Raw genomic sequence first — 15,552 nt, forward strand, 5'->3', positions numbered from 1 at the left:
TGGGGAACAACTGGCAAATCCTGGGGAAGAACTGGCAAGTTTATTTTTTGCCGGGCCCAGCCTTTTTTTTTCGATATTCCGTTAGCGGTGCCCTCACACGCGAAGGTGTTCTCACACGCGAACCAGCTCCGCGACCACCGGCTTGCGCAGCGGCACCGTCACCGAGAGCTTGCGCACCAGGTACTCGATGCCGTCGAGCCGCACCTTGCGGGCCAGCTCCAGCCGGGCCAGGTCGAGCACGCTCAGCCGCAGCGGCTGCTTGACCACCACGCCCCGGCGCTTCACCTCCAGCCAGCCGCGCAGCAGTTGCTGGTAGGTGCCGGCCGCGCCCTCCAGCCGCAAACTCAGCTGGCCCACTACGTCGCCGGCCTGGTTCGTGGCCAGGGGCGTGACGAGCGGGTACAGGGTGCCGTCGCTGGCCGGCTGCATCCCGCGCCAGAACAGCAGGCGCAGCGCGGCCGGCCGCGGCGGGGCATCGGGCGAGGCGTTGGCCGGTTCGAAGCCCGCCCGGCTCAGCGCCGGCACTTCCATGAAGTCGGTGGCCAGCGGGTCGAGCTGCACCGCCAGCTGGGGGTCGGCCTGAAACGGGGCCCGGCCCAGGTGGGTGTAGGCAAAGCCCTGGGCGTATTCGGTGCCGTCCGTGCCGCCCACCTCCACCCCTTCGAGCGCGGGGGCCAGGTAGCGCCACGTCAGGTCCACGGTGGTGCCGCTGAAATTCCACACCCCGCTGCTTTGGTAGTACGCGCCCTGGGCCCGCACCAGCCGGGTTTCCAGGGGCGCGCCCACCAGGGCGGTGGCCGGCAGATCGGCCAGTTGCTCCACGGCCGGGCCCAGCGTGGCCGGGTCGGGGGCCTGGCGCAGCAGCTGCTCGGTGAGCAAATCGTCGGGGTCGGTTTCGTAGACCAGCTTCAGCCGCCCGGCCTCGGCAATTTCCACCTCCGCCGCCCCGGCCAGGCGGCCCGTCAGGTCGGGCACCTCGGCCGCGGGGGCCGCCACCACGTCGCGCAGCAGGCAGGTGCTCACCCGGCGGTTCACTTCGTCGATGAGCACGACCAAGCCCAGGCCCTTGCGCACGGCCCGCAGCAGGCCGGCCACGTCGAGGGCGGGCAACGCATCGGCCAGGTGGAAGCTGCTCTGCACCACGCCCGCCGCGTCCCGGCTCGTGCGCAGGGCATTGGCCGGGCTGAAAATGACGATGTCGCCCAACTCGCCGGGCAGAAAGTTGGGCTCGTCGATGACCAGCCCGCTTTCCTCAAACACGCAGCGCAGCACGTAGCGCAGGCGCGGGAACGGGCAAGCCAGCTGCCCGTACGCCGGCAGCAGCTGGCCTTCGGAAGAGCGGTAGGGCCGCGAGGCGGCGGGATTGAAAATATCGTAGAGCGGCACCACCAGGCGCTGGTAGCCCACAAAGCCCACGTGGGCGAAGCTACCCCCGGCCGGCACGCCGTACCCGGGATTCGCGCCCCCCAGCCAGGGATTGATTACGACGGGCGGGTGCGCCGGGGGCGCGGGCGGCTGGCCTTCCACGACTACCGGCGCGGGCGCGGGGTCGTAGAAGTCGTCGCAGCGCACCGGGGCAAACACGTAGTCATACGCTTCCGGATGCCGCACCACTTCGTTGGCGTGGGCCACCCAGCCCGGCACCTGGAACAGGCCCCCGGTTTCCCCGCCGCCGAAGGGCTGGGCGGGCGGCAGGTGCCGCACCCCGCCGTAGCCAAAGCTGGCCAGCATCCGGCCGGTCAGGCTCGCCCCCACCGCGCCCAGGGCTCCGCTCAGATTCACGCTGTAGCGCTTGGTGCTGGCCGAGCGCACCCGCTGGGTGCCCACCAGCAGCGGCACGCCATCCAGGCGCAATTCGGCCGGCAGTTCCGCGCCCGGCGCCACGTGGGCATCGAGCCGCTCGGGAAAGCCGTAGAGCGGCCCGTTGGGCGGGGCCGGCACGGCAATCGAATACGAAAACGTGCCGCGCACCACTTCCTCGTCGAAAACGGGCGAGTGGTACTCCAGCTGCACGCTGGTGCCGGGGCTGAGCACTACGGGGCGCTCGTCGGAAAGGAGTTCCAGCATCGGGATTAGGGCAAGTAGTTAAGGCAAGTCGGCGTAGGCGGTGGGCGCAAAGGCGTAATCAAATTCAAGGAGCATGCCCCGCAGCGGAGCCTCGTCGCTTTCCGGGACCAGCACGCGCTTGGTGGGGTCCAGCGGCCAGAGCCGGCCGCCCTTCCATTCCCAGATTTCGCGGGCCAGCACCAGCTCCTGCAGCCAGCGCAGCTGCGCCGCCTTCAGCCAGCCGGTGGCCAGCTTCAGTTTGCGGGAGCCGGTCACGTCGAAGGCCTGGCGCTCGGCGGCCGGGCTGCTGCTACCGGGCACGGCCGGCAGCTCAAACCGGTCGGCCGAGGCCTCCAGTACGCCTTCGAGCCGCCCTTCCGTGCGCAGCGTGTCAAACCCGCCCAGCGAGTTGGTGAAGTGCAGGTAGCGGCTGCGCGCCGTTTCCGGCACCAGCTGGTAGGTGCTCACCCCGCTGAGCGGTTCGCCCAGGGGCGAGTAGAGCGCCACGCTCATCGAATCGGTATCGGCCCGGGGCCGCACCGGAATGGCCAGCAGCTGGGCCAGCGGGCCGCGCCCGGCGCTCAGGTCCACCGCCTCATCTTCCACTTCGGGCGGGGCTTCGGCAAAGCCGGTGCGGTAGTAACTCCGGCGCACGGTGAGCACCGCAGGCGCGGCGCTCGGGCAGAGCCAGAACAGCCATTCGGGCTGCTGGGCCGTGAGGCGCTTGCCGGCCGGCTGCCAGCTCAGAAACGGCGGCTGGCCGAAGGCCTCCAGCCGGTAGGCGAAGTAATCCACGTGCCGGTGCTCTACCGGCAGCCCGCCGCGCAGGGCCGTGCGCAGGGCACTGGTGACAAAGGCGGCGGGTACGCCCTCGGCCAGCACCGTGGCCGTGCGCACGAAGTAGTTAACCAGCGGGGTGCGGCACAGCACGGTGGCCAGCGTGGACGTGGGCGGTACCACGGCCGTAAGCAGCGGGGCCAGCAGCGTATCGAGGCGAAAATCAACCCGGCCGCTGGCGCTGGCCCGGCGCCGGGCGCGAAACACCAGGGCGAAATCCTCTTCCCGGTGCTGGCTCTCGGCGTAGAGCTCCAGCAGCACGTCGGCCCCGGCCGGCGCAGCCACCGGGTACCAGAGCGGCTGCAACACGAAGTCCACGGCGCTGGTGGGCCCCACCGGCGCGGCGGGCGGGGCGGGCACGGCCACGTCGAAGGCCACCGAGCGGGCGCAGTTGGCCACGCCGGTGTCGTTCACGGTGAGCACGTGGCGGCCGGGGCCCAGGCCGTAGAACTTGGGCGAGGCCTGCGGCAAGCCGCCATCGAGCCGGTAGCGCACCGCGCCGTGGCTGTCCTCGTACTGGGCCGCCAGGTTGGCGCCGGTGGCCGTGGCCGTGAGCTCGTAGTACACGCTCAGGTTGCAACTCGGCGGCACGGCCGGCACAAAGCCGCAGCTGAGGCTATCCGCCGTGGGCACCAGAGTAAACCCGCCCGCCCCGTCGTGGACGTAGCTCAGGTAGGTGGTGCCGTCGCACTTGCTGAAAAACTCGCCCTCGACGCTGTAGTTCTCGGGCGGGTTGTGGTTCTGAAAGTCGTCGTAGCCGCCCGTGGTGTGGGTTACCGTCTCGTTGACCTCGTCAAATTCGTAGCGGTCCACGTCATAGGTCGAGCCGTACACCTGGGGCGTGTTCGGGTCCTGGTAGTTGGTCTGATTCGAGTAAGCCAGCAGAATTAAAATCATGCGCCCTGCCCTCCTTCCTCGTCGGCCCAGCGGCTGGGCTCGTATTGCATCTCCACGTAGCTGCTGAGCTCAAACTCGAAGCGCCAGCCGATTTCGTTGTCCACCGTGAGCGTGGCGATGGGCTCGAGCGGCCGCTCGTTGAGCGTAAAACTGAACTTGCGCTTCTTGCGGTCCCGCACCATGCGGCTGAGCACGTCGAGGGCAATCTGCTCGCTGGCTGCCCAGCCGGCATCCTGCGCGTCGTAATCGTCACTGGGCACGTCCTGAAGCACCACAAACGCGCACTGCCGCCGCCCCAGGGGCGCGGTGCCGTCCTTCTCGCTAAAGCCCAGCGTGGGCGTTTCCAGCCACAGGCACGGATAGGTCATGCCGCTGCGGCTGCCACTAATAATGCGCCCGGCCGAGCCGTGCACGAAGCTGCCGGCCAGGGCCCGGTTGGCCCCGGCCAGCTGCCGGAAATAGTCAATAAAATCGGGGAGCTTGTGTGGGTCCATGACCCAAAGAAACAGCGGGCGGTTACCCCCTATTAGGACGCAACCGCGTAGTCGGAGCGCAGGGCCGAGCCGCCGTTTTCGTACATCAGCTCGTAGTGCTTGTTGCCCTTCATGATTTTATCGCGGTAGTCGCGGTACACCTTGCGGGCCTCCTCCAGGTCGTAATCGCTGGGGTTGATTTCGTAGAGGTTGTAGAACGAGCGCAGCGCGGCCCGCTCGTTTTGGGTGACGGCCACCTGGCCCTTGACAAACGCGATGAGCTGCTGCTGAAAGAACTTGTCGAGCGTTTCCCCGATTTGCTTGGCCGAAGCCGGCGTGAGCGTGTGGTGCCGCAGGGCCGTGGGCAGGCTGATGAGCAGCACCGGGCCCTGGGCCGGCACCGGCCGGTCCAGCTGCCGGAAGGGCAGCTTCTCCACTTTCATGCGCACGGTGCGCCCCATGTAGGTGTTTTGGTGAATGTTGACGGGTTCCGGACCCAGTTCCTTTAACAGGAATTGCCGCACGTGGGCCTGTACGGGAAGGGCGAAGACAGGGCTCTTGCTCAAGGAAAAGAATTAGGAGTAGAATATGCTCAAATGTATCGGTGCGTAACGCGGGGAATTAGGACGAAAGTGCGGCGGTTGCGGCCGCTTCCAGCGCGGTTTTTACTTTCTGAACGGTGTTGGTGGAGCAGTTCGCCAATTTCGCAACGTCCCGAACACTCAGCCTCTTCTGCAAATGTTCAACCACTTTCGGGTATTTGCTAATGGTTTGTGCCGACGACTTCGTGGACCCGGCCGGCCGGCCCTTCTGCGCGCCGGCCGCGAAGGCCGCGGCCTGGCCGGATTTGATGCGGTGGCCCATCCGTTCGGTTTCCATCTCGTCCACTTCCATGAGTACGGTCATCACCAGGCGCGCCATCGGGTTCACCTTGCCGTCGGGCAGCAGGTAGCCCAGCTGAATGTTGAGGGCAAAGACCGACACGCCCAAGTCGGCCAGCTCTTCGACCACGGCCCGCGTCTCGCGGGCCCGCCGGCCCAGGCGGCTAAGCTCGGTGACGAGCACCATCCGGATGCGGCCCGACTTGGCCAGGTGCAGCAGCTGGTCGAGGTCGGGGCGCTTGGCCCGGCTGCGGCGCGAGCCACTCAGCTTCTCGGCGATGGTGGCCACCACCTCGTAGCCGGACCGGTCGGCGTGGCGCTGGGTGTCGAGCAGCTGCCGGCCAAAGTCCTGGGCTTCCTTGCTCACGCGGGCGAAGAGGGCAACGGGTAGCGGGTCGGCGTGTGTCATATTAAGCAAGTGGTTTTCGAGCGACAATTTTAGGGAAGTAAAAACGCCCCGGAAACGGTCGGTTAAGGGGTGTTTTTGCGCAATACTTTTTTTGAGACAAGAATCGAAATTGTTCAGCTTGTGGAGCGCATCACGGTCAGTTAGTTTTGAAGTTGGTCCCGTGCGGGATGTTAGTCTGGTAATGATTTAGGTAATTAGTTAAAGTAAATTGTGATGAAGATTCCTGCTTTCCATTCCCAGTGGCGGGGCTTGGCATTGGAAGATGCCTGGCACGACAACGACGAGTGTTTTATTGTCAAAAGCATTCCCCGAGCCCATCGAATTCCGGGCAAGGAAACGGTCACGCGCAAGCACTGCCGGTACTGTGTTTTGCTCAATGAGCCCGCAACCAGCAAACCGCTGCCTCGGCTGCTTTCAGCGGAATCCGACTACTAGGTGTGTTCTCACCAAACGCAACGCATCGCTCCTAGGGGAGCGGCTCTTTTCCTCCTTGTTCAGTACCACACCGTACCCAAAGGGTTTTTAGGTAAATTTGATGAGGTGCTCGAGATTGAGCGATACCTGCTGCACCTTGCCCAGCACCACGTGGCCCGAGTAAGAATGGGGCCACACGTAGAGCATGAGGGCCACCAGCTCGTCGCACCGGAGGCGAAACTGGACGGGCTTGTTTTTGGGCACGCCCACGCGGCGGAGTTCGCGGTCATCGAGGCGCTTGAGCCGCTTGGCCACGCGCAGCAGGGCCGGCAGCGCGACCACCACGCCGGCTGATTCGACGCGGAGGCCCTGGTTCTGGTGAAGCCGGATGGCATTGCGGCGGCCGCAGTCAGCCACGGCCCACCAGAGCTGGCCGGCTTCGCCGCGGTTAAGTTCAATCACTTGGTCGAGGTGTGGAAAACTCATAGCCACTGCCCGTTTTTCATGCGCGCCACCTCCTGCCCGGTGTGCACGTCGTAGAGGATGGCCACGTTGATTTTGGCGTGCACGCTCTCGGCGTACTTCTTGAGCCGCTTAATCTCCAGCTCGCGCGGGTCGAGCGGCACGTAGGTGCTGGCGTTGCTGCGCCCGTAGAGCGTGCGGGCGTTGCCGTCCTTGAAGTAAACGAGCAGCTTGGTGTGGGCGGCGGCCTTGAGCTTCTCGCCGGGAGTGGGTGCCGGATGGGACATGGAAATGGGCTGAGATGGGTTGGGGTGAGCTGAATGAAGAATGAGTATTAGGCGTTGCGCTAGACTTTGCCGCCGGCGGCGATGAAGTAGAACTTGTCCAGGGCCCGGGGGTCGCGCAGGGCCTGCACCTTCTTGAGGTGCTTGTGGTAGAGTTGGGCGGCCGTGAGGGCCAGCACCCGCTTGCCGGCCGTTTTTAGCCGCCAGCCCCGCATTTCCGCTCCCGCCCGACGCAGGGTGGTGGCCACGTGGTACTCGTGGCGGCGCAGCATCTTCTGGGCCAGCCATTCCTCGGTTTTGACGAAGCCCAGCCCGTTTTCGCGGTCGAAATAGCCCCGGCCCTTCACGATTTCGGCGTAGGGCGCCGGCAGGAACCGGCCCGGGTTGCGCTTGAGCCAGTCGGCCACCAAATCCACCCGCTCGAGGGCCTGCTGGTGGTAGAGCTCGTACTCCCGCTCCGAAAGCCCGGCCTGAAAACCGGCGAATACGCCAAACCAGATGGCGTTCTGGGCCTTGGCGTGCTGCGCCTCGTCAAAGGCCACGTCCCCGTAGAGCTGGGGCCGAGCATAGGCCCAAAACGACATCACAAGCCGCTTTTGAGCCAGCGTCGGCCCCGTTTTCGGCGCGCTGGCCGCGGTCTGGGCCAGTTTGCGGGCCTCGGCCCTCGGCCGGCGCCGCGCCCCAGCCTGCCCCGTTTCTGCCGCTGCCCCGAGCGGTTCCGGGTCGGGCTGCGGCCCTGTGTTGCCAGTGAGTGTTGCCTGTGTTTCCAGTTTTGGAGCCGGCGGCGTTGCCACCACTAACTTATCCACCTGGCTAGTTTCCAGTTTCCGTGTTTCCAGTGTTTCAAATGCTACACTAAGCGGAAATTTTGTCGGCTCACTGTTGAGAATCGCGCCGATTTGCAAGCGGTCCAAATCGCTTTCCACCGGCATTTCGGGGGCTTGCCACACGTATTTGGGGTTTATCCACAGCTCAAAGTCGGCGCGGGTGCCGTGCCAGGCCTTGCGCACCAGCGCGCCCATCTTGAGCAGCAAATCGATGTGGGTGCGCACGCTGCGCGACGACATCGAGCGGCGCTTGCCCAAGCTCTTGCAGTTCACCGCAATCGGCGGGGCCTGCGGGGCCGCGTCGGTGCCCACCTGGGCAAAGTCAAAGCCCGGCTCGCGGTTGCTCCGCTCCAGGGCCCGCACGCTCATGAACACCAAATCGGTCATCAACTCCTTGGCCGTGGCCGGGGCTGCCTTGGGCTGCACGTAGTAGTGCTCCGTGCGGGCCGGCACCAGCACCTGCCCCTCGGCGTCGAGCCGGGCCTGGTGGGTGCGGGAGCGCAGCTGCAACGGCATGGCCGCGCACTGGGCTTCGAAGTCCTGGTGCCAGAGCCGGCGGGCCTTGGCGAGGGTAAGGGGAAGAGGCAGCATTTAAAAGAGAAAGGGAAGAAAATGGTGGCGTGGGCAGCGGAGGCGTGTCCTCCCCTGCTCCCCAGCGCCGGAGCTGCAGCTGCAGACCCTGTGCTCCCTGACCGGCTTCGACGCCGGGTGCCTGCTGCGCGCAGGGGCCCTCGGTGGGCTCAGGAAAATGTATCACGTTAGCAGCCGCCCTCCGGCACCAGCGCCCCGTGCTGCTGGCACAAGGACCGGAGCAGTTCGGCCTGGGCCTCCATGGCCTCGGCGATGCGCACCAGGGCGCTGGCCTGAATGATTTCAGCCGAAACCGTGCTCTTCTCCCCCACGCGCACCCTGTCACCGGAGGTCGCGTGAATTTTGAACTTGCTGATGTCGGCCAGCGAGCGAACTTTTGGCTCCACGTTACTCACAGCTGCCGCCCCCTTTCTCCGTGCTGAGCACGGCATCCAGCCCGCGCAGGCGGCTAGTCAGCGAATCAACGATGAAACGGGTGCCTTCCTGGTGGCTGGCATCGGGCTGCCAGGCCCCGCAGGCGTATTGCTCCAGGCAGAACTCGGCTTGCTTGAGTTGCTCGAGCACTTCGACCCGCTCCACCCGCAGGGCCTGCCGGCGCAGCGGGTCGGGCTTCGGCAACTGCGAGAGCGGGCGCAGGTTGATTTGGCGGCCCAGGTTCATGCCCAGGGCCAGCGTGAACGCCACCAGACCCTGGTCGGTGGCGTTCGAGGTGTACACGTTGATGGCCTCCATGCTCAGGCCGCGGCTTGCAGGCTGGAACCATGGCTTGCCGCATCGGCCGCGTCATCGGCCACCATCTCCTCCAAGCGCACGGTGTGCACCTTGCGCAGGGTGAAGAGGCGGGCCATGCGGTCGAGGACCGTGTTTTTGGCGGCTTCGGAGCCGATGCTAGCCAGGTCGCTCGATGCGCTTGTGATGGCGTCGTTGTACTGCCGGAGGGCTTCCTGATGGTCTTCGATTTCGAGGTCCATGAACTCGTCGGTGGTTAAGGTTTCGATTGACATGGGGGGTTGAGATGGGATTGGGGTGAACTGAAAAAGTCTTAGGAAGCCAGGCGCAGGGCCGGTAGCGCGCCCGCCGGAACGGGAAGCGCCGCCGGCAGCTGCGGGGCCGGCAGCTGGGCCAAATCGTAGGCCTCGCCCCGGCCGAAAGCCAGCAGCGCGGGCCAAGGAATGCGGGGCTCGGCCTCGCCGAACGTGAGCACGGCCAGCTTGATGAGCTGCTTGTTGCGGCCCCGCTTGCCCACTTTCGTCCAGCGCTGCACCGCCGAGCGGCTCACGCTCAGGTGCTCCATGACCTGCTCGATGGTGAGCAGCACCACGGCCGCGCTGGCCTCGGGCGCGGGGGCCGGGCGCTTAATGGCTTCGATGTGGCCCAGGATGGTGCGGAAGCACTCATCGAGGTAGCCCACGGTGGGCAGGTCGTCGCGTCTCATGAGGCGGTAGCGGGGGTTTTGGTGAGGGTAGCGCGGGCAGCTGCTAAGCGCTGGCGGGCCGCGTCGAAGTCATCGTTTTGCAGCACCAGCAGGCGCACTTCCTTGAGGCGGCGCACCTGCGTGGCCGCGAAGCACACGGCCGGCGTGGGGGTGCCCGGCCGCAGCACGCCCATGCTGCACGCGGCCCAGCTGACGGGGCCACTGGCCGGGTGGTGGTGGGCATACTGAAAGTGGAACTGCTCCCCCGTTAGGCTCGTCCACGTACCCGTCACCAGCGAGAGGCTGGGCGTGGGCGTGGGCTGCTCGAGTACCTGAAAGCCCACGCTGCGCAGCCACTGCGCGATATGCGGGCCCAAGTCGCGGGGGCCGGGCGGTGGCGCGGAGCCGTAGGGGGCGCGGGCTCCCATCAGGCGGCTTTGGGAAGCAGCAGTTGAAACTCCTGGCGCGCGTCCGTCCAGTCAATCTCGCGGATGCCCGCCGGCGGCGAGGCCACCAGCCACACCTCGTCCTGGGTGCGGCCCTCTTCGTGGGCGCTGCGCAAATCCAGCGGCATCGAGCCGTTGACGTACACCGTGAAATGCCCCGCTTGGTAGCAGTAGCCTAATATGGGTTCCACGAGGGCCGCGCCGGCCGGCAGCTCCGAGACGCGCACGCGCTTGCCGCTGCGGGCATCGGTGAGGGAAACGACGGGCTTAAGCATTGAGGTAGGCCTGCGTCGTGGTCATTGGGGCCGGCATGCGGCCGACCAATTGCAGGCTGCGAAAGCGGGCCCGACGTACTTTCTCTCCCTGCACCAGAATGGGCAGTTCTTCCACAAAGCGCGGGTGCTCGGCCATGAGCTCCTCGCCCCGCCGGTCCAGCTCGTCGAGCGGGATGAGTTTGACCACCGCGCTGGGCAGGTGGTGCGTGACGAGTTCGTGCATGTCGCGGATGCACGGCTTTTTGCGGGGGGCTGGGTCCGCCAGCGCGTCGGTGTTGAGATGCATGGGTGAGCTGAAAAAGGGTTAGGAAATAGGAAACAGGGCTTCCTGTACCTGCTTTTCAGCAGGCAGCAGCTCGGCCGGAATGGAGAAGTCGGGCAGCCCGATGCGCACCAGGTCGATGAGCCAGGCCAGTTTGATGTAGCGCCCGTGGCGCACCCCCATCAGTTTCACAGAGGACGCTTCGTGTCCACCTCGGACAGCCACGTCCACGGCGCTGGCGTGCAAATCCTCGCACACCAAAGCGAGCAAGTGGAAATATTTCTGCCTATCGGTCATCGTGTTTGGGCGCTTTCGTCAATGCCTTGCTTTATTGCGAGGGCATTGAGTTGTACACGCCACAAACATACGCTAATGAGTCATTATAGACTCACCATTTTAAACTCAAATTATTGGCCTTTGAGCCAATTATAACTCAAGTGACTGTAAACGAGAGACTAAATTTTTTGATTAATGAGTTGAATTTGAGTGCTAGAGCATTCAGCGCTGCCATTGGCATGCCTGATTCCAACACCAGAAACTACTTAACTAAAGGAACTAAGCTCAACTCAGAGTACCTGGAAAGTATTGCGAGCCATTTTAGCCGAGTCGATTTAAACTGGTTATTGACTGGTAAAGGCAAGCCTTTCCTACCCGAATCAGGTGAAAGCGCTGGTTCAATGACCATCAATCAAAAAAATAATTCTGGGAATTCTATCAACGGCAACCAGGGCACGGCCACCCAGAACAACCACCACTACAACATTGCCGACTGCGAGAAGGACCGCGACACCTACAAAGCTGAACGCGACCTAGCCCGCACTGAAAACGAACTCCTCCGCCAGCAACTCGCAATGCAGGAGGCCCTGATTGCCGCCAAAGACGAAACCCTCACGCTGCTGCGTGGCAGCCACAACCGCCCTAATTAATTGCTTCCTTTCCCACCGCAATGGGCCTAAAATACAGTCTATACACCCCAACTGAATCGCTTGTAATCTATATGAAGGACAAAAGGAACCGCCAATACTGGTGCCAGGCCTTTTGTTGTACTCGTCCACAACTGCGCGATGCTGTTGCCGCAGTTGGCCCCAAAGCCGAAGACGTTCGCCGGTACTTGCGGGGAGAGATGCCCGACAACCAGTAAACCCTTACTTCTTTCCTCATTCTTCTCTTTCTACCCACTATGACCAACGACCAAACCCCGCTCGTTCGGCCGGAAAATGTGCACATCGACCTCGAACAAGCACATGAACTGCCCGGCTGGTGCCAGGCCTTGATGTGCACCGAAGACCAATTGCGGGAGGCCGTGTCCACCGTGGGCGGTAAGGTGATTTCCGTATACCTGCATTTGCAGCTAAATAAAATAAGTCCTCTACACGCTCTACCTCGTCCTGAGCAGCCTAATTAAACGGACAAGCCGCCCGCACGCAATTCCCACCCGCCCTGTCTCCGCTTCTCCCATGAAAACATTCACCGTGACCGTTCAGGGCATCTCCCAGGAGGTTCCCGTGCTGCACACCACCATTACGTGCACGCTCGATGGCGGGGCGCTTGTTCATACGTCGCACGATGGGATACACGAAGCGCCTGCGCTGGTGGTTGACCAAACCTGCGACGAGGCCATTTCACGCTTGGAGAAAGCCCGCAAAACCAAATGAGTCTCTCCTACCAACCCGCTGAACTCACTCGGGTGAACCTGCATTCCACTGTGGAGGTGAACTACTGGTGCCAAACCCTCAACTGCACCGAAACCCGGCTGCGCAACGCCGTGCTGGCCGTCGGGCCGCTGGTGGCGGATGTGCGTGGGTATTTGAACCGCTGAAGCAATTGACGCTGCTACCACCATTTGCCACCCTGATTTTTACATGAAGCAAGCCTTTACTACTTATCTCCTTACCGGGAGCCTGTTACTTGCCGCTGCCACAACCCACGCCCAGACCACGTTTCGCATCGGCCCCAAACTGGGCTACAATCGTTCTTTCGGCGGCTTCGAGTACCCCAACCAGGACTATTTGAAAGTGACCAACTCCTCCCGTAGCGGCGTGGAGGCGGGCGTCGTGGCCCACGTGGGTTTCTCCGACCACTTTGCGGTGCAGCCGGCCGTGCTCTACGCCCAGAAGGGCTTTGGTTTCGTGGAAGACGCCTACGATGCGCCCTACAACTACACGTACAAAGGGGAATACAGCTTCCACTTCAACTACCTGACCGTGCCCGTCAACCTGCTCTACAGCTCCCAGCCCGGCGGCCAGGGCTTGCAGGTGTTTGCCGGCCCGTACGTGGGCTGGCTGCTGGGCGGCGCGTTTACCTCCTCGCAAACCGGCCGGTACGCGAGCGGCGGCGGCCCAACCAACTCCAACCAGGGCAAGGTAGAGGCCGGCGATACCTACCACAACAACCCCAAGGAGGCCTATGTCTCTAGGGGCGTGGACGCCGGCGTGCAAGGGGGACTCGGCCTCGGTTTTGCCGGCGGAATCCAGGTGCAAGCCAGCTACAGCCAGGGCCTGCGCAACCTGGGGGCCAAATACGAATCCGGTCTGAGCACGCGAACCCCGCCCACCTACCGCAATCATGCCTTCCAGATTTCGTTGTCCTACCTGTGGGGCCCGAAGAGCTAAATAACCCACAGCTGCTTTTCAGGAAGCATTTTCTACCCGACTGACTCACATGAGGAGAACCTTTACTAGCTCGCTACTGGCCAGCTGCCTGTTGCTAGCCGCTTCTTCGGCCAATGCCCAAACCACGTTCCGCATTGGCCCCCAAGTAGGCTACAACTTGTCCTCCAGCAGCATGCGCTACCCCAACTTACACCCCTACATGTCCCTTAACAACTACTACCGCAGCGGTGCGGAGGCCGGGCTTGTGGCACAGGTAGGCTTGTCCGACCACTTTGCGGTGCAACCGGCGGTGCTCTATGCGCAGAAAGGCTATGGCTACGTCGTTCACAACAACTACGACCCAAGTACTTTCACCTATTCTAGGGAAACCGCCTTCCGCGTAGCTTACCTGACAATGCCCGTAAACGTGGTCTACAGCCAGCGGCCCAATAGCGAAGGGATGCAGGTATTTGTGGGTCCATACCTGGGCTACCTGCTGGGTGGCACCTACACGTTCAGCGTTGACGAGACGAATGTCAGTGGGTCCTCGCGCAGCGTGACCAATAAGGGCAAAGTGGTGGCCAGCGACAGTTACGACAACTTGCCTGACAGCAAGTACGAATCCAAGGGCTTGGACGTGGGCCTGCAAGCAGGGGTGGGTTACGGCTTCGCAGGAGGGCTTCAGGTACAGGTCAGCTACAGCCAAGGCTTGCGGAACCTCGCGGCCACGTATGAGAACGGCCAGGATTTTTCCATCGCCCCGGTCTACCAAAATCCGTCTTACCGGAACCGCACCTTACAGCTCTCGTTGGCCTACCTGTTTGGCCCGAAGAGCTAGGCTCTGATGGCTACTTCCCATTACGACTTCCGCGCATTGCCCTTCGAGCAGCAGCTGCCGCTGGTGTGGGTCGAAGGCACGTTCCTGGCCCGGCGCTGGGAGGAAGAGGACGGCGTGAGCCTCTACCACATGGACGGGGGATTCTTCTGCGAGGTGTACCTAGAAGTGGAAACCTACAAGGTAGTACGCGTGCGCACTTTCACGCGCATGGAGCGCTTGGAGGACTATGCCTGCTACGTCAATATTGACGATTTGACAGAACCGAAACGCTGAATAAGCAGAGCTTAATACAAACGGACCAAGTTGCCGCCAAAGACGAAATGCTCGCGTTACTACGCGGCTGCCATAACCGACTAAACTAACTATGTCGACTGAAAAGGACACTGAGCTTAAGGAAGCTGGATTGACAAGCGAGGGGATGCAAGCAATTCGCCAAGATTTTGTCAAAAAAGTCACCAGCTATGAGCATACGGCGCAATACATCACCAATCTTTTACTCAAGACCCCAGGCGTTCATTCTGTCCGATATCGGGTAAAAAACCCTTTACACTTACACAAAAAGATTGTCAGAAAAAAGCTGGAGAATAATGAGCGAGTCATCACGCTTGCTACTTATGAGGAAGAAATCACTGATTTGGCTGGTATCCGGATACTGCACCTATTCAAAAGTGATTGGCAGCATATCCATAAGTTCATAATGAACACATGGACGCTGAAAGAGAGGCCCATTGCATATCACCGCCAGGGCGACTCGCCAGCTTTTCTGAAGATGTTTGAGGAATGCGACATCAAGGAGCATCCGTACGGATACCGCTCGGTCCATTACATTATCGAGACATCGCCGACTAAGGCAAAGCGCTACATAGAGCTCCAGGTGCGAACAATATTTGAGGAGGGATGGAGCGAAATCGACCATAAGGTACGATACCCCAGTTTTTCTGACAATCCTTTAACAAACAGCCTGTTGATGATACTTAACCGACTTGCTGGCAGTGCCGACGAGATGAGCAGCTTTGTGCAGGAACTGAGCATACACTTAGAGCAATCTCAGCATGAACTAGAGAAGATGCAGGAGGAGCGGGACGAGCAAATAGCTAAGTTGAACAGCCTCATTGATAATCCAGAAACATCCAAGCAAATTAAATCAACGCTGGAGGGAGTAGCAAAGTCTATTAGCCATTCTCCGCAATTCATCTTGCCACCTGATGCAATGGCAGGTGTCCTCAATGTAATAAAATCTAACTTTTTGAGCATTAATGAGGGTATTTTTAGAAACGCAGGTGCGGGTGGGTTGGCTAATCTGCACCAGACTAACGCTATTGACAAAGTAATGGATATGGTTGCGGAGGAAGCCGAAAAGACAAATCAGCATCTTCAACGTCAGAAAAAGGGAATTAAAACTAAGCGTAAGCCAAAACCCAAGCCTACAACTTCACCTGATGCATAAAATATTGAATACTCGCTTTGTAATATACAAAACCTCATATAAAAAGATTTGCTGTGAAGTAGCTAAAACTAAAACGAGCTGCCCAAGGAGCAGCTCGTTATGAATGATACCCTGCTAGCAGTGCATTATAACATTATCGCGGCGAAGGAAGAATTGCT

The 15,552-nt window shown here is 61.9% G+C and carries 26 protein-coding genes; 10 read left to right on the top strand and 16 right to left on the bottom strand.

Annotated elements, in window-relative coordinates; translation table 11 throughout:
* Window positions 1-111 precede the first annotated feature (111 nt).
* From I2I05_RS18950 to I2I05_RS18970, 5 genes are read right to left on the bottom strand one after another with little or no spacing between them, the layout of a single operon-like run.
* Window positions 112-2,067, bottom strand: a complete 1,956-nt coding sequence (locus I2I05_RS18950) for a hypothetical protein (RefSeq protein WP_196283830.1) — start codon at window positions 2,065-2,067, stop codon at window positions 112-114.
* Window positions 2,068-2,085: 18 nt separating this feature from the next.
* On the bottom strand, window positions 2,086-3,780 hold the full coding sequence (locus tag I2I05_RS18955; protein ID WP_196283831.1) for a hypothetical protein: 1,695 nt from the start codon (window positions 3,778-3,780) through the stop codon (window positions 2,086-2,088).
* Complete coding sequence (locus I2I05_RS18960; protein ID WP_196283832.1) at window positions 3,777-4,274, bottom strand: hypothetical protein; 498 nt, start codon at window positions 4,272-4,274, stop codon at window positions 3,777-3,779. The genes I2I05_RS18955 and I2I05_RS18960 overlap by 4 nt, the downstream gene beginning before the upstream one ends.
* Window positions 4,275-4,306: 32 nt before the next feature.
* Window positions 4,307-4,819: a hypothetical protein gene (locus I2I05_RS18965; RefSeq protein WP_196283833.1), complete on the bottom strand. Its 513-nt coding sequence runs from the start codon at window positions 4,817-4,819 to the stop codon at window positions 4,307-4,309.
* 55 nt (window positions 4,820-4,874) lie between these two features.
* Window positions 4,875-5,543, bottom strand: coding sequence for a recombinase family protein (locus I2I05_RS18970; protein ID WP_196283834.1), 669 nt, complete (start codon window positions 5,541-5,543; stop codon window positions 4,875-4,877).
* A 213-nt stretch (window positions 5,544-5,756) separates the two neighbouring features.
* Here I2I05_RS18970 and I2I05_RS18975 point away from each other — a divergent pair, with 213 nt between their 5' ends.
* On the top strand, window positions 5,757-5,978 hold the full coding sequence (locus tag I2I05_RS18975; protein WP_196283835.1) for a hypothetical protein: 222 nt from the start codon (window positions 5,757-5,759) through the stop codon (window positions 5,976-5,978).
* Between the two features lie 87 nt (window positions 5,979-6,065).
* On the opposite strand, the gene I2I05_RS18980 is transcribed toward I2I05_RS18975, so the two are convergent.
* The 11 genes from I2I05_RS18980 to I2I05_RS19030 form a co-directional block, all read right to left on the bottom strand.
* Window positions 6,066-6,443, bottom strand: a complete 378-nt coding sequence (locus I2I05_RS18980) for a hypothetical protein (protein ID WP_196283836.1) — start codon at window positions 6,441-6,443, stop codon at window positions 6,066-6,068.
* On the bottom strand, window positions 6,440-6,706 hold the full coding sequence (locus I2I05_RS18985; RefSeq protein ID WP_196283837.1) for a hypothetical protein: 267 nt from the start codon (window positions 6,704-6,706) through the stop codon (window positions 6,440-6,442). Before I2I05_RS18985 ends, I2I05_RS18980 begins: the two co-directional genes overlap by 4 nt.
* A 59-nt stretch (window positions 6,707-6,765) precedes the next feature.
* On the bottom strand, window positions 6,766-8,121 hold the full coding sequence (locus tag I2I05_RS18990; protein ID WP_196283838.1) for a hypothetical protein: 1,356 nt from the start codon (window positions 8,119-8,121) through the stop codon (window positions 6,766-6,768).
* 167 nt (window positions 8,122-8,288) lie between these two features.
* A complete protein-coding gene (locus I2I05_RS18995; RefSeq protein ID WP_196283839.1) occupies window positions 8,289-8,507 on the bottom strand; it encodes a hypothetical protein in 219 nt (72 codons plus the stop codon).
* 1 nt (window position 8,508) lies between these two features.
* Window positions 8,509-8,853: a hypothetical protein gene (locus I2I05_RS19000; RefSeq protein WP_196283840.1), complete on the bottom strand. Its 345-nt coding sequence runs from the start codon at window positions 8,851-8,853 to the stop codon at window positions 8,509-8,511.
* 2 nt (window positions 8,854-8,855) lie between these two features.
* Window positions 8,856-9,125, bottom strand: coding sequence for a hypothetical protein (locus tag I2I05_RS19005; RefSeq protein ID WP_196283841.1), 270 nt, complete (start codon window positions 9,123-9,125; stop codon window positions 8,856-8,858).
* A gap of 38 nt (window positions 9,126-9,163) precedes the next feature.
* Window positions 9,164-9,556 (bottom strand): MerR family transcriptional regulator, encoded by a 393-nt coding sequence (locus I2I05_RS19010; protein ID WP_196283842.1) that lies wholly within the window; start codon window positions 9,554-9,556, stop codon window positions 9,164-9,166.
* Window positions 9,553-9,963 carry a hypothetical protein gene (locus I2I05_RS19015; protein WP_196283843.1) on the bottom strand — a complete coding sequence of 137 codons (411 nt, stop codon included), beginning with the start codon at window positions 9,961-9,963 and terminating at the stop codon, window positions 9,553-9,555. Before I2I05_RS19015 ends, I2I05_RS19010 begins: the two co-directional genes overlap by 4 nt.
* Window positions 9,963-10,256 (bottom strand): hypothetical protein, encoded by a 294-nt coding sequence (locus I2I05_RS19020; RefSeq protein ID WP_196283844.1) that lies wholly within the window; start codon window positions 10,254-10,256, stop codon window positions 9,963-9,965. Before I2I05_RS19020 ends, I2I05_RS19015 begins: the two co-directional genes overlap by 1 nt.
* Complete coding sequence (locus tag I2I05_RS19025; RefSeq protein ID WP_196283845.1) at window positions 10,249-10,542, bottom strand: hypothetical protein; 294 nt, start codon at window positions 10,540-10,542, stop codon at window positions 10,249-10,251. The genes I2I05_RS19020 and I2I05_RS19025 overlap by 8 nt, the downstream gene beginning before the upstream one ends.
* Before the next feature lie 18 nt (window positions 10,543-10,560).
* Entirely contained in the window at window positions 10,561-10,815 is a 255-nt protein-coding gene (locus I2I05_RS19030; protein WP_196283846.1) for a hypothetical protein, read from the bottom strand.
* Window positions 10,816-11,195: 380 nt separating this feature from the next.
* Here I2I05_RS19030 and I2I05_RS19035 point away from each other — a divergent pair, with 380 nt between their 5' ends.
* From I2I05_RS19035 to I2I05_RS19075, 9 genes are all read left to right on the top strand, one after another.
* Window positions 11,196-11,444 (top strand): hypothetical protein, encoded by a 249-nt coding sequence (locus I2I05_RS19035; protein ID WP_196283847.1) that lies wholly within the window; start codon window positions 11,196-11,198, stop codon window positions 11,442-11,444.
* Window positions 11,445-11,515: 71 nt separating this feature from the next.
* On the top strand, window positions 11,516-11,659 hold the full coding sequence (locus tag I2I05_RS22465) for a DUF3606 domain-containing protein (RefSeq protein WP_394368745.1): 144 nt from the start codon (window positions 11,516-11,518) through the stop codon (window positions 11,657-11,659).
* A gap of 39 nt (window positions 11,660-11,698) precedes the next feature.
* Window positions 11,699-11,923, top strand: coding sequence for a DUF3606 domain-containing protein (locus I2I05_RS19045; RefSeq protein WP_196283849.1), 225 nt, complete (start codon window positions 11,699-11,701; stop codon window positions 11,921-11,923).
* A 52-nt stretch (window positions 11,924-11,975) separates the two neighbouring features.
* Window positions 11,976-12,173 carry a hypothetical protein gene (locus I2I05_RS19050; protein ID WP_196283850.1) on the top strand — a complete coding sequence of 66 codons (198 nt, stop codon included), beginning with the start codon at window positions 11,976-11,978 and terminating at the stop codon, window positions 12,171-12,173.
* Window positions 12,170-12,337 carry a DUF3606 domain-containing protein gene (locus I2I05_RS19055; RefSeq protein ID WP_196283851.1) on the top strand — a complete coding sequence of 56 codons (168 nt, stop codon included), beginning with the start codon at window positions 12,170-12,172 and terminating at the stop codon, window positions 12,335-12,337. The genes I2I05_RS19050 and I2I05_RS19055 overlap by 4 nt, the downstream gene beginning before the upstream one ends.
* Before the next feature lie 43 nt (window positions 12,338-12,380).
* Complete coding sequence (locus I2I05_RS19060) at window positions 12,381-13,130, top strand: porin family protein (RefSeq protein ID WP_196283852.1); 750 nt, start codon at window positions 12,381-12,383, stop codon at window positions 13,128-13,130.
* A 49-nt stretch (window positions 13,131-13,179) separates the two neighbouring features.
* Window positions 13,180-13,947 (top strand): porin family protein, encoded by a 768-nt coding sequence (locus I2I05_RS19065; RefSeq protein WP_196283853.1) that lies wholly within the window; start codon window positions 13,180-13,182, stop codon window positions 13,945-13,947.
* 6 nt (window positions 13,948-13,953) lie between these two features.
* Window positions 13,954-14,220: a hypothetical protein gene (locus I2I05_RS19070; protein WP_196283854.1), complete on the top strand. Its 267-nt coding sequence runs from the start codon at window positions 13,954-13,956 to the stop codon at window positions 14,218-14,220.
* 91 nt (window positions 14,221-14,311) lie between these two features.
* A complete protein-coding gene (locus tag I2I05_RS19075; protein WP_196283855.1) occupies window positions 14,312-15,394 on the top strand; it encodes a RelA/SpoT domain-containing protein in 1,083 nt (360 codons plus the stop codon).
* The last annotated feature ends 158 nt before the right edge of the window (window positions 15,395-15,552 follow it).

Source organism: Hymenobacter jeongseonensis, assembly GCF_015694725.1.
In the GTDB taxonomy this organism is placed as follows: Bacteria; Bacteroidota; Bacteroidia; order Cytophagales; family Hymenobacteraceae; genus Hymenobacter; species Hymenobacter jeongseonensis.

What these genes read in the sequence shown, in the direction of transcription:
- I2I05_RS19005 (WP_196283841.1), bottom strand. Translation starts at nt 9,125, where the DNA reads ATGTCAATCGAAACCTTAACCACCGACGAGTTCATGGACCTCGAAATC.
- I2I05_RS19075 (WP_196283855.1), top strand. Translation starts at nt 14,312, where the DNA reads ATGTCGACTGAAAAGGACACTGAGCTTAAGGAAGCTGGATTGACAAGC.
- I2I05_RS19010 (WP_196283842.1), bottom strand. Translation starts at nt 9,556, where the DNA reads ATGAGACGCGACGACCTGCCCACCGTGGGCTACCTCGATGAGTGCTTC.
- I2I05_RS18955 (WP_196283831.1), bottom strand. Translation starts at nt 3,780, where the DNA reads ATGATTTTAATTCTGCTGGCTTACTCGAATCAGACCAACTACCAGGAC.
- I2I05_RS19035 (WP_196283847.1), top strand. Translation starts at nt 11,196, where the DNA reads ATGACCATCAATCAAAAAAATAATTCTGGGAATTCTATCAACGGCAAC.
- I2I05_RS18975 (WP_196283835.1), top strand. Translation starts at nt 5,757, where the DNA reads ATGAAGATTCCTGCTTTCCATTCCCAGTGGCGGGGCTTGGCATTGGAA.
- I2I05_RS18985 (WP_196283837.1), bottom strand. Translation starts at nt 6,706, where the DNA reads ATGTCCCATCCGGCACCCACTCCCGGCGAGAAGCTCAAGGCCGCCGCC.
- I2I05_RS18980 (WP_196283836.1), bottom strand. Translation starts at nt 6,443, where the DNA reads ATGAGTTTTCCACACCTCGACCAAGTGATTGAACTTAACCGCGGCGAA.
- I2I05_RS19060 (WP_196283852.1), top strand. Translation starts at nt 12,381, where the DNA reads ATGAAGCAAGCCTTTACTACTTATCTCCTTACCGGGAGCCTGTTACTT.
- I2I05_RS19015 (WP_196283843.1), bottom strand. Translation starts at nt 9,963, where the DNA reads ATGGGAGCCCGCGCCCCCTACGGCTCCGCGCCACCGCCCGGCCCCCGC.
- I2I05_RS19030 (WP_196283846.1), bottom strand. Translation starts at nt 10,815, where the DNA reads ATGACCGATAGGCAGAAATATTTCCACTTGCTCGCTTTGGTGTGCGAG.
- I2I05_RS18970 (WP_196283834.1), bottom strand. Translation starts at nt 5,543, where the DNA reads ATGACACACGCCGACCCGCTACCCGTTGCCCTCTTCGCCCGCGTGAGC.
- I2I05_RS19000 (WP_196283840.1), bottom strand. Translation starts at nt 8,853, where the DNA reads ATGGAGGCCATCAACGTGTACACCTCGAACGCCACCGACCAGGGTCTG.
- I2I05_RS19020 (WP_196283844.1), bottom strand. Translation starts at nt 10,256, where the DNA reads ATGCTTAAGCCCGTCGTTTCCCTCACCGATGCCCGCAGCGGCAAGCGC.
- I2I05_RS19070 (WP_196283854.1), top strand. Translation starts at nt 13,954, where the DNA reads ATGGCTACTTCCCATTACGACTTCCGCGCATTGCCCTTCGAGCAGCAG.
- I2I05_RS18960 (WP_196283832.1), bottom strand. Translation starts at nt 4,274, where the DNA reads ATGGACCCACACAAGCTCCCCGATTTTATTGACTATTTCCGGCAGCTG.
- I2I05_RS19025 (WP_196283845.1), bottom strand. Translation starts at nt 10,542, where the DNA reads ATGCATCTCAACACCGACGCGCTGGCGGACCCAGCCCCCCGCAAAAAG.
- I2I05_RS18950 (WP_196283830.1), bottom strand. Translation starts at nt 2,067, where the DNA reads ATGCTGGAACTCCTTTCCGACGAGCGCCCCGTAGTGCTCAGCCCCGGC.
- I2I05_RS19055 (WP_196283851.1), top strand. Translation starts at nt 12,170, where the DNA reads ATGAGTCTCTCCTACCAACCCGCTGAACTCACTCGGGTGAACCTGCAT.
- I2I05_RS18990 (WP_196283838.1), bottom strand. Translation starts at nt 8,121, where the DNA reads ATGCTGCCTCTTCCCCTTACCCTCGCCAAGGCCCGCCGGCTCTGGCAC.
- I2I05_RS19045 (WP_196283849.1), top strand. Translation starts at nt 11,699, where the DNA reads ATGACCAACGACCAAACCCCGCTCGTTCGGCCGGAAAATGTGCACATC.
- I2I05_RS22465 (WP_394368745.1), top strand. Translation starts at nt 11,516, where the DNA reads ATGAAGGACAAAAGGAACCGCCAATACTGGTGCCAGGCCTTTTGTTGT.
- I2I05_RS19050 (WP_196283850.1), top strand. Translation starts at nt 11,976, where the DNA reads ATGAAAACATTCACCGTGACCGTTCAGGGCATCTCCCAGGAGGTTCCC.
- I2I05_RS19065 (WP_196283853.1), top strand. Translation starts at nt 13,180, where the DNA reads ATGAGGAGAACCTTTACTAGCTCGCTACTGGCCAGCTGCCTGTTGCTA.